An 11,179-nucleotide genomic window follows, 5' to 3' on the forward strand; every position below is an offset into this window, starting at 1 on the left:
GCCGGCTGGCTTCACGTCTACAATTTCCACCGCGGGCACACCTCACTCAAAGGTCAGCCACCGGCCAGCCGCGTACCCAACCTCTCAGGTCAATACAGCTAGGCTCCTTGGCCGCCGTACTCTGCGGCACGCTGGGCAGCCGTCGTGGGGCGGCCCGATTTTGTCAGTGCCCGAACCTACGCTTGATCTTGGATTCGAATACATATTCGAATAGAATAAGAGGGTCAAGTTCTTCGGCGGGCGAGTAGGCAGGGGCGCTCGCCGGGGATTATGACCCGTTGTCCAGATGAAAGGCGACTGGGACATGGGTGTTTTCAGTGAAGCAGTTGACGTTGTGTGTTCCCCTGCCGGACAGCCGCTCCGGCTGCGCTGGCAGGGCAGGAGCTACCGGATCGTCGCGGAACCGGTGCGTTGGTACGAACGCCGCAAATGGTGGGCGGAGGAACTGCGTGCGGAACGGGGCAGGGGCGCGGGGCTGGTGGACCATGAGATCTGGCGGGTGCAGGCGCGGCTGAATGGCCGGTCGCAGATCCGCACCCTGGACCTTTCCCATCAGGTGGATACCGGACGCTGGCGCCTGATCCGCGTCCATGATGCCGTCCGGGAGCTGAGCGCCTGACGGCACCGCGGTTTCCGCCGGCCTTTCTCCCAGCCCCCGGTTCGCCCCGGCAGTCCGCCGGATGCCGATCCTGAGACCCAACCGTTGTTTGGAATGTCCATGAGCTTTACCCACCTGCACGTGTCCACGGCGTACAGTGCCCACTACGGTGTCTCCTGGCCGGAGGAACTGGCCGCAGCGGCCGCTTCCTTCGGAGCCGACGCCTTGGCCTGCACCGACCGGGACGGCCTCTACGGGACGGTCAAGCACCTGAAGGCATGCCTGGCCACGGGGATGGATCCGATAGTCGGCGTGGACCTGGCCGTCCAAGACGGCGGCGGCCGGGACACCGGCCGCGTTGTGGTGCTGGCCCACGGCGGGAACCAGGGCAGGGGCTACCATGCGCTCTGCCGCCTGATCTCTGAAGCCCATGCCGGCACGGCTGCCCGCGGGCGTGCCGGCAGCCGCCGGACGCCCGGCGTGACGGTGGATCAACTCGCCCGGCATGCCGGTATTTTGGACGGCGAACCTGCCCTGACGGTGCTGCTCGGCCCTTTTTCCGACGTCGGACAGGCGCTGCGCCGCCGCAGCTACGCCGAAGCCCGCCGGTTGGCCGGACGCTGGCGCAGCGGACTGCCGGCCGGGTCGCTGGCAGTGGAAATCGTCTCCCACCTGAGTGCCCCGGGGGAGAACCTCAGTACCGCCCACGCGGTGCGGATGCTTAACCTGGCCGGGGAGCTGAATCTTCCCGCAGTGCTGACCAACGCCGTGCGCTACTGCGAAGAGGACGGCGCCGCCACTGCCGATGTGCTGGACTCGGCGAGGGCGCTGACAGCCTTGTCCAAGCTGCCGGATCTGCAGCCGAGCGCCCAGGGCTGGTTGAAATCCCCCGACCGGATGCAGGCCCTGGCGCGGGAAATCGTGCAGGCAGCCGGCGGCGGAAGCAAGGACGTCATCCGCCTGCTGGCGACGACGGAAGCGGTGGCCGACCGGTGCCGCATGGATCCATACGAGGACATGGGGTTCAAGCGCCCGGTGGTCCCCGAAGCCTCCGTCATCGGGATCGACGGGGATCCCGTGGCCGAGCTGGTCCAGCGCTGCGAAACCGGCATCGCGGAACGGTTTGGCGGGATGTCCGGACGGGCGGAGAAAAAACTGCGGGACCGGCTGGCCCATGAGCTGGGCATCATCTCGCGGCTGGGCTTCGCCTCCTACTTCCTGACGGTGGCCGAAGTGTCGCGCATGATCACCGGGATGGGCGTGCGCGCCGCGGCCCGGGGGTCGGGTGCCTCGAGCCTGGTGAACTACCTGCTCTACATCAGCCACGTGAACCCCCTGGACCACGGGCTGATCTTCGAACGCTTCCTCTCCCAGGACCGTTCCACCCTGCCGGACATCGACATCGATGTGGAAAGCGCAGAGCGGCACAACGTCTATCAAAAGATCTTCGACCGATTCGGCAGCCAGCGGGTCACCCTGATGAGCATGCAGAACGGTTACCGTGCCCGCGGGGCGGTCCGCGACGCCGGCTTGGCGCTGGGCCTGCCGGAGGAGGAGATTTCGGGCATCGCCAAACAGCTCTGGCGATTCTCCGCGCGCCAGTTCCGTGAGGCGATGGCGGAGAAGCCGGAGCTGCGCGCGTTTTCCGCCCAGGTGGAGCAGAACCAGCAGCTGGACCTGCTGGTGGATCTGACCGAACGGCTGGACCGGCTGCCCCGGCATATCTCCATGCACCCCTGCGGGGTGATCCTGGGCGACAGCTCGCTCTTGGACCGCACCCCTACCCAGCCAAGCGGGCTGGGGCTGCCGATGAGCCAGTTCGACAAACACGACATGGACCCGATGGGCATGCTCAAGCTGGACGTGCTGGGCGTGCGGATGCAAAGTTCCATCGCCTACGCGCTCAAGGAAATAGCCCGCATCCATCCGGACAAGGACGCTGTCACGGCAGCCGGCCGGCACCCGGTGGGCGGGGACGGAACCGGGCCCGACTACATTGCCGCGGACGGGACCATCAACCTGGAACAGGTCCCGCTGGACGACGAGCCGACCTACGAGCTGATCCGCAGCACCCACACCCTGGGATGCTTCCAGATCGAATCGCCGGGCCAGCGGGAGCTGGTGGGCAAGATGGCCCCGCGGGACTTCAACGACCTGATTATCGACATTTCGCTGTTCCGCCCGGGCCCGATGCAATCGGATATGGTCCGGCCGTTCCTGGAACACCGCCATGGCTGGGCGCCGGAGCGCTTCCCGCACCCCGATTTGATTCCGGTCCTGAAGGAAACCCACGGCGTCACGATCTTCCACGAACAGGTCCTGCGGACCTTCGACGTCTTCACCGGCTGCGGACTGGCCAAGGCGGACGAATTCCGCCGGCTGCTGGGCAACGAGGAAGCCGAACCCGCGGTGGAGGAATACTTCCGCAGCGCCTCGCTGGGCCGGGGATATCCGCCGGAGGTGGTCGACACGGTGTGGGGCACGCTGAAGTCCTTTGGCAGCTTTGGCTTCTGCAAAGCCCACGGGGCAGCCTTCGCCGTGCCCACCTACCAGACGGCCTGGCTGAAGGCCCACCACCCCGAGGCGTTCCTGGCCGGGCTGTGGCAGCACGATCCGGGAATGTACCCGCTGCGCCTGCTGGTGGCCGAGGCGCGGCGGCTGGGCATCCCGATCCTGCCGCTGGACATCAACCGCAGCACGGACCGCTACCAGGTGGAACGCGTTCCCGCCGCCTCCGGCGAAAAGCTGGGGATTCGGCTTAGCCTGACCGGCATCTACGGGCTCTCGGCGGCCGAGCTCAAACGCATCGTCGCCGGACAGCCGTACGAATCGCTGGCCGACCTGCGCGCGCGGGCCAAGGTCGGCAAACCCGCGCTCAAGCGCCTGGCCCAGCTGGGCGCCTTCGACGAGCTGAACCGCAGGACCGGCCAGCGCGGCGGCCGGGCGGCCAGCCGGACGGATCTGGTCTACCATCTGGACCAGCCGGACACCCGCCCGGTTCCCCAGCGCTACCAGCCCACCGAGGGCCAGTTGTCCCTGCCGCTGGGGGACCTGGAGCTGCGCCATCTGGTCCCGGTCTTCCCGGAACCGACCACGGTGGACAAGGTGCGCACCGAACTGGACCTCCTCTCGATCGACGCCAGCTCCCACCTGATGGAGAGCTACGCTCCGCTGCTGGCCCAACTCGGAGTCACCCGGGCCCAGGACCTGCTGCACCTGCGCAACGGGAGCGAAGTGATGGTGGCCGGCATCCGTGTGGCCACCCAGACACCGCCCATGCGCGGCGGCCGGCGGGTGGTATTCATCAGCGTGGACGACGGCACCGGCTGCGTGGACGCCACCTTCTTCCAGGAAGCCCAGGAACGCTCCGGCCCGCTGCTGTTCGGCACCGAGATGCTGCTCATCCGCGGCCTCACCCGGCGGACCGGCCCCCGGGGAATCGGGCTGCAGGCGCTGGAGGCATGGGACCTTTCGGACACCGCCAGCCTGCCGCTGCCGGGGCGCCCTGTTCCTGCCGGGGCCGCGGCAGGACGCGGGACGGCAGCACCGGCGGCAGGACGCGGGACGGCAGCACCGGCGGCAGGGCGGGGGACGGCAGCACCGGCGGCTGGCAGGGGCGCCGCCCGCCCGGAAAAGCTTGGAACTGCCGAACTTGCCCGCCGCATGGCCGCGGAAGGACTGGATCACCGCGTCCCGGCCGGGTCCCGGCTGGCCGGAAGCCACGGGAACCGGGCAGGGTGATCGGCCGGCCTGAGGCGGCTCGCCGGCACCCAGCGGGCGCGCATCCCTGCCGCGGCGGTGTTGGTCGGGCTTCGCGTCAGCGGATACGATCGTAGAGGCTTGCAGCGCCCAAGTATGTCGCTGCAGTAACGGCTTACATCCACCATAAGGAGACCTCTGTGTCAGCGCCCCAGAACATCACCCTCATCGTCGACGGCGAAGAGAACCAGGTGACCGAGGGCACGACGGGAGCCGACCTTTACGGCGCCCGGCGGGAGGTCGTCGTCGTCCGCGTCGACGGCGAACTGAAGGACCTGGACCAGCCGATCCCGGCCGGGGCCAAGGTCGAAGCCGTGACCATCGACTCTCCCGACGGACTCAACGTGCTGCGCCACTCCACCGCGCACGTGATGGCCCAGGCCGTCCAGCAGCTGCGGAAGGACTCCAAGCTCGGGATCGGCCCGTACATCACCGACGGTTTCTACTTCGACTTCGACGTCGATGAGCCCTTCACCCCGGAGGACCTGAAGCAGCTGGAGAAGATGATGCTCAAGATCGTCAACTCCAACCAGCGCTTCGTCCGCCGCGCCGTCTCCGAGACCGAAGCGCTCGCCGAGATGGCGGGGGAGCCGTACAAGGAGGAGCTGATCGGGCTCAAGGGCCACTCCGACGAGGCCGGCGAGGGCGCCAGCATCGAAGTGGGCGCCGGCGAACTGACCATTTACGACAACGTGGACGCCAAGAGCGGCGAAGTGGTCTGGAAGGACCTCTGCCGCGGGCCGCACCTGCCCAACACCAAGCTGATCTCCAACGCCTATGCGCTCACCCGCTCGGCCGCCGCCTACTGGCGGGGCAACGAAAAGAACAAGCAGCTGCAGCGGATCTACGGCACCGCCTGGCCCACCAAGGAAGACCTGAAGGCCTACCAGGAGCGGCTGGCCGAGGCGGAGCGCCGCGACCACCGCCGGGTGGGCGCCGAACTGGACCTGTTCTCCTTCCCGGATGAACTCGGCTCCGGCCTGCCCGTCTTCCACCCGAAGGGCGGCATCGTCCGCAAGGCGATGGAGGATTACTCACGGCAGCGGCACACCGAGGCGGGGTACGAATTCGTCTACACCCCGCACATCACCAAGAGCAACCTGTACGAGGTCTCCGGCCACCTGGACTGGTACCGGGACGGGATGTTCCCGCCCATGCATGTGGACGAGACCCGCGACCCCGAAACCAACGAGGTCGTCAAGCCCGGCCAGGACTACTACCTGAAGCCGATGAACTGCCCGATGCACAACCTGATCTTCCGCTCGCGCGGCCGGTCCTACCGCGAGCTGCCGCTCCGGATGTTCGAATTCGGCTCCGTCTACCGCTACGAAAAGTCCGGCGTGGTCCACGGCCTGACCCGCGTGCGCGGCATGACCCAGGACGACGCCCACATCTACTGCACCCGCGAGCAGATGAAGGACGAGCTGACCACCACGCTCAACTTCGTGCTGGACCTGCTCAAGGACTACGGGCTCGACGACTTCTTTCTGGAGCTCTCCACCAAGGACCCGGAGAAGTACGTTGGCTCCGAGGAGGTGTGGGACGAGGCCACCCGCACCCTGGCCGAGGTCGCCGAGGCATCCGGCCTGGAACTGGTGCCGGACCCGGGCGGAGCGGCCTTCTACGGCCCCAAGATTTCGGTACAGGCGCGCGACGCGATCGGCCGCACCTGGCAGATGTCCACCATCCAGCTGGACTTCAACCTGCCGGAACGGTTCGAACTCGAATACCAGGCGGCCGACGGCAGCCGCCAGCGCCCCGTCATGATCCACCGCGCCCTGTTCGGGTCGGTAGAGCGCTTCATGGGCCTGCTGATCGAACACTACGCCGGCGCCTTCCCGGCGTGGCTCGCCCCGGTCCAGGTGGTCGGCATCCCGGTGGCGGAGGCGTTCAACGACTACATGCTGGAGATCGTGGCCAAGCTGCGCGCCCAGGGCATCCGCGCCGAGGCCGACCTGGGCTCGGACCGCTTCCCGAAGAAGATCCGGACCGCCAGCAAGGACAAGGTTCCGTTCGTGCTGATCGCCGGCGGCGAGGACGCCGAGGCCGGAGCCGTGTCCTTCCGCTTCCGCGACGGCAGCCAGGACAACGGCATCCCGGTGGACGAGGCCGTGTCCCGGATCGTGCAGGCCGCCGCCAGGCGCGGCAACTGACGATGGCCGAGACGACCGAAGCCATGACCGACCGGACCGGCGACGGGGTGACGGACGCCTTTGAGCTGCCCGGCGTGCCGGATGCCTTCCAGCGGCTCTGGACCCCGCACCGCATGGCCTACGTCAAGGGCGGCCAGGGCCAGTTCAAGAACAAGGACGAGTGCCCGTTCTGCGTGGCTCCGGCCCGCCCCGACGAGGAATCGCTGATCGTCCACCGCGGCGAGTTCGCCTACGTGGTGCTCAACCTGTTTCCGTACAACCCCGGGCACCTGCTGGTCTGCCCGTACCGCCACGTGCCCGACTACACCGACATCACCGCGGAGGAGACCGCCGAGTTCGCCGAGCTGACCCAGACGGCGATGCGGGTCCTGCGGAAGGTGGCGAACCCCAGCGGCTTCAACCTGGGCATGAACCAGGGCGAAGCCGGGGGCGCCGGGGTGGCGGCGCACCTGCACCAGCACGTGGTGCCCAGGTGGGGCGGCGACGGGAACTTCTTCCCGATCATCGCGCAGACCAAGGCGATCACCGAGACCCTCGACGAGGTCCGCAAGCAGGTAGCCCAAGCCTGGCCGGCACGGTAGCGCGGCGATGCTCAACAAGTACGCGCGCGGATTCTTTGGAAAGCTGTTCACGCCGCTGGCCCGTGCCCTGATCCGGATGGGCGTCTCGCCCGACGCCGTCACCATTGTGGGCACCCTCGGGGTCTCCGTGGGGGCGCTCGTGTTCTACCCGCTGGGGGAGCTGTTCTGGGGAACGGTCTTCATCACGGCGTTCGTCTTCTCCGACATGGTGGACGGCTTGATGGCGCGCATGCTGGAGCGCAACAGCCGCTGGGGCAACTTCCTGGATTCCACCCTCGACCGGCTGGCCGACGGCGCGGTGTTCGCCGGCGTGGCCATCTGGTTCTTCACCGGCGGAGGGAACACCGCCATCGCCGTCTCCGCGCTCGTATGCCTGCTGCTCGGCTCGCTGGTCTCCTATGCCCGGGCCAAGGCCGAGTCGCTGGGCTGTACCGCCGCGGTGGGCCTGGCCGAACGCTCCGAGCGCCTGGTATCCGTCCTGGTCTTCACCGGCCTGACCGGGCTGGGCCTGCCGGAGGTGGTCCTGCTGGTGGTCCTGGTGCTGCTGGCCGCCGCCAGCCTGCTGACCGTGGCCCAGCGGATCATGGCCGTCTACCGTCAGACCCAGCAAACCGCCTGATCCGCCCCCGCACCTTCCTGGCGGCCCGCGGGCCGCCAGGAAGGTTACGTCATGGGTGACCCCGCGCACCGGGCCGGACGTATGATGAGATGTACGTTTCCTACCGACTCCTAGGGGCTTTTAGTGTCCAGCAGTGAAGAAACTTCAACTCACGCGCCCGTGACCGGCAGCAGCCGCGTCAAGCGGGGCATGGCCGAGATGTTGAAGGGCGGCGTCATCATGGACGTCGTGACTCCCGAACAGGCCCGCATCGCCGAAGACGCCGGTGCCGTGGCCGTGATGGCCCTTGAACGCGTTCCGGCGGATATCCGCGCCCAGGGCGGCGTGTCCCGGATGAGCGATCCGGACATGGTGGACGGCATCATCGAAGCCGTCTCCATCCCGGTGATGGCCAAGGCCCGCATCGGCCACTTCGTCGAGGCGCAGGTGCTGCAGTCCCTCGGCGTGGATTACATCGACGAGTCCGAGGTGCTGACCCCGGCCGACTACACCAACCACATCGACAAGTGGAACTTCACGGTTCCCTTCGTCTGCGGCGCCACCAACCTGGGCGAGGCCCTGCGCCGCATCAACGAGGGCGCGGCCATGATCCGCTCCAAGGGCGAGGCCGGCACCGGCGACGTCTCCAACGCCACCGGCCACATGCGCCAGATCCGCTCCGAGATCAAGCGCCTGTCGGCGATGCCCGAAGACGAACTGTACGTGGCCGCGAAGGAACTGCAGGCCCCGTACGAACTGGTCAAGGAAATCGCCGCCACCGGCAAGCTGCCCGTGGTGCTGTTCACCGCCGGCGGCATCGCCACCCCGGCCGACGCCGCGATGATGATGCAGCTGGGCGCCGACGGCGTGTTCGTCGGTTCCGGCATCTTCAAGTCCGGCAACCCGGCCGAGCGCGCCGCCGCGATCGTCAAGGCCACAACCTTCCACGACGACCCGGACGTCATCGCCAAGGTCTCGCGCGGCCTGGGCGAGGCCATGGTCGGCATCAACGTGGACGAGATCCCGCAGCCGCACCGCCTCGCCGAGCGCGGCTGGTAAATACCGACGACGGCGAACGCCCGGTCCCGCACGAAGGTGCGGGACCGGGCGTCTGCCGTTTCCGGGGGCCGGCGTTTCCCGGGCCGCCGTTATGGGACGTCCCCGCGGACGGCCGGGGTGCTGTCCCGGTCGAGGCCGCGCCGGGCCAGCAGCGGCGCGAGGTCGGCGTCCCGGCCGCGGAAGGTCCGGTAGGCCTGCAGCGGGTCCATGCTGTTGCCCCGCGAGAGCAGTTCGCGGCGGAAGCGGTCTCCGTTGCCGCGCCGGAGTCCGCCGTTTTCGCCGAACCAGGCGACCGTGTCGGCGTCGAAGATTTCGCTCCACAGGTAGGAGTAGTAGCCCGCCGCGTAGCCGCCGGCGAAGATGTGCTTGAAGTAGCCGGTGCGGTAGCGCGGCGGGACCAGGGGCAGGTCGATTCCGGCGTCGGCCAGTGCCCGCCGTTCGAAGGCCAGCGGATCCTCGACCCGCTGCCCGGCGGCCAGGCTGTGCCACGCCAGGTCGAGCACGCACGCGGCCAGGTACTCCGTGGTGGCAAAGCCTTCGCCCCACAGCTGCGCGGCCTTGATGCGGTCCACCACCTCCCGCGGCAGCGGCTCGCCGGTCAGGTGGTGCCTGGCGTAGTTGCCGGCGACCTCCGGCTCCAGCATCCACATTTCATTGACCTGCGACGGGTACTCCACGAAGTCCCGGGGCACGTTGGTGCCCGAGAGGCTGGGGTACTTCACCCGGGACAGCAGGCCGTGCAGCGCATGGCCGAACTCGTGGAAAAGCGTCACCACGTTGTCGTAGCTGAGCAGGGCCGGCTCGCCGGGTGCGGGCTGCGGGATGTTCAGGTTGTTCATCACGACGGCGCGCTGTCCCAGCAGGTGGGACTGCTCGACCAGCGAATCCATCCAGGCGCCGCCGTTCTTCGTGTCCCGGGTATGGAAGTCGCCGATGAACAGGCCGAGCCGGGCGCCGTCGTCGTCCATCACTTCCCAGATCCGGGCCTGCGGATGATAGGCGGCGAGGTCCGGCCGGGCCTCGAACCGCAGCCCGTACAACCGGTTGGCGGCGAAGAAGACGCCGTCGGCGAGCACGCGTTCGAGCTCGAAGTACTGCCGCAGCCCGGCCAGGTCCACGCTGTAGTCGCGGCGGCGCACAAGCTCCGCATAGTAGGCCCAGTCCCACGGCTCGAGGGGTTGGCCGGCCGCCTCGGCGAGAATCTCCGCCTCGGCGCGGGCGTTGGCGACAGCCGGCGGGACCAGCCGCGCCAGCATGTCCTGCACGGCCGCGAGCGAGGGCGCCGTCTGCCCGTCCAGCACATACTCGGCATGATTGGCGAAGCCGAGCAGCGCCGCCCGCTCGGCCCGCAGCTCCGCCGTGCGGGCCGCCAGCTCCAGCGTCCGGTGGCCCGCTTCGCCGCGGTTCACCGATGCCTCATGCAGGCGGCGGCGGGTGCCGCGGTCGGTGAGGGTTTCCAGCGCCGGCTGGGCGGTTGGCAGGGTCAGGGCCAGCAGCCATCCGGCGGCGTAACCGGCGTCCCGCGCCGCGAGTTCGGCGGCGGCCAGGTCGTCGTCGGCGAGCCCGGCCAGTTGTGCGCGGTCGGTGACATGTACCGCGGCGGCATTGCCGGCGGCCAGCAGTTCCCGCGAGTACTCCGCGTCCAGCTCCGACAGTTCCACGTTCATGGCGCGCAGCCGCTCCTGCTCCGCCGGGGGAAGCTGGGCGCCGGCCCGGCGGAACCTCTTGCGCAGCTCGGTGAGCAAACGCAGGTCTTCGCCCTCGAGGCCTTCGGCGGCTTCGTCGACAGCCGAGACCCGCCGGTAGAGCGCCGCATGCAGATAGATGTTGTCACGGTGGGCGGCCCGTTGCGGGGCCATCCGCTGCTGCAGCTCCATCACGTCGTCGGTGGCGTCGGCGGCGGCGAAGTTGTCCAGCACGGCGCTCACCCGGTACAGCGTGCGGCCGGACCGTTCGAAGGCGACGGCGGTGTTCTCGAACGTCGCCGGTGCCGGATTGGCCGCGATTGCCTCGACTTCCGCCAGCTGCTCGCGGAACCCGGCCTCGAACGCTTCCGGATAGTGTTCGGGACGGATCGCGGCGAAATCGGGCAGCTCATAGGGGAGGAGACTGGGTTCCAGGAAGGGGTTGGCCATGCCACCACTCTGCCACGGGCACCCGGTGTCCCCGCCGTACCGGCCGCGGGCACGTCGACGCGCCGCCGTGAGGCACGGCACGACCGGACTTACACTTGCGGCATGAACAGGCAGCCGCCCGAGGGCCCGACGGGTTCCCCGGTGCGGAAACCGGGCAGACGCCTTCACCGGGCAGCGGTGCCGCGGACTCCCGCAAGGGCGGCGGCGGCGTTGGCCATCGCGGCCCTGCTGCTGGCCGGCTGCGGCCCGGGGCGGGAGGCCGCCGGGCCGCCCGTCACCGGCTCGGCGGCGGCGCC

7 protein-coding genes are annotated in these 11,179 nt (G+C 68.8%); 6 read left to right on the forward strand and 1 reads right to left on the reverse strand.

The genetic code is table 11. The features are described 5' to 3' along the window. The first annotated feature begins 304 nt into the window (after positions 1-304). The 6 genes from AC5RUP_RS16985 to pdxS all read left to right on the forward strand — a co-directional run bounded on the left by AC5RUP_RS16985 (position 305) and on the right by pdxS (position 8,748). Positions 305-619, forward strand: a complete 315-nt coding sequence (locus AC5RUP_RS16985) for a DUF6504 family protein (protein ID WP_493977563.1) — start codon at positions 305-307, stop codon at positions 617-619. 99 nt (positions 620-718) lie between these two features. Then, complete coding sequence (locus AC5RUP_RS16990; protein ID WP_494158786.1) at positions 719-4,339, forward strand: DNA polymerase III subunit alpha; 3,621 nt, start codon at positions 719-721, stop codon at positions 4,337-4,339. Positions 4,340-4,497: 158 nt separating this feature from the next. Continuing rightward, positions 4,498-6,510: a threonine--tRNA ligase gene (gene thrS, locus AC5RUP_RS16995; protein ID WP_494092937.1), complete on the forward strand. Its 2,013-nt coding sequence runs from the start codon at positions 4,498-4,500 to the stop codon at positions 6,508-6,510. Positions 6,511-6,512: 2 nt separating this feature from the next. Next, on the forward strand, positions 6,513-7,091 hold the full coding sequence (locus tag AC5RUP_RS17000; protein WP_494154659.1) for an HIT family protein: 579 nt from the start codon (positions 6,513-6,515) through the stop codon (positions 7,089-7,091). A 7-nt stretch (positions 7,092-7,098) separates the two neighbouring features. Then, positions 7,099-7,710: a phosphatidylinositol phosphate synthase gene (gene pgsA / locus AC5RUP_RS17005; RefSeq protein WP_494131585.1), complete on the forward strand. Its 612-nt coding sequence runs from the start codon at positions 7,099-7,101 to the stop codon at positions 7,708-7,710. Between the two features lie 123 nt (positions 7,711-7,833). Continuing rightward, positions 7,834-8,748, forward strand: coding sequence for a pyridoxal 5'-phosphate synthase lyase subunit PdxS (gene pdxS / locus AC5RUP_RS17010; protein WP_494069107.1), 915 nt, complete (start codon positions 7,834-7,836; stop codon positions 8,746-8,748). An 89-nt stretch (positions 8,749-8,837) separates the two neighbouring features. Here the strand turns inward: pdxS and AC5RUP_RS17015 are convergent, their stop codons facing one another. Further along, positions 8,838-10,883 (reverse strand): M3 family metallopeptidase, encoded by a 2,046-nt coding sequence (locus tag AC5RUP_RS17015; RefSeq protein WP_494158787.1) that lies wholly within the window; start codon positions 10,881-10,883, stop codon positions 8,838-8,840. Positions 10,884-11,179 lie beyond the last annotated feature (296 nt).

It is taken from the genome of Arthrobacter sp. Y3223151, from assembly GCF_059091125.1.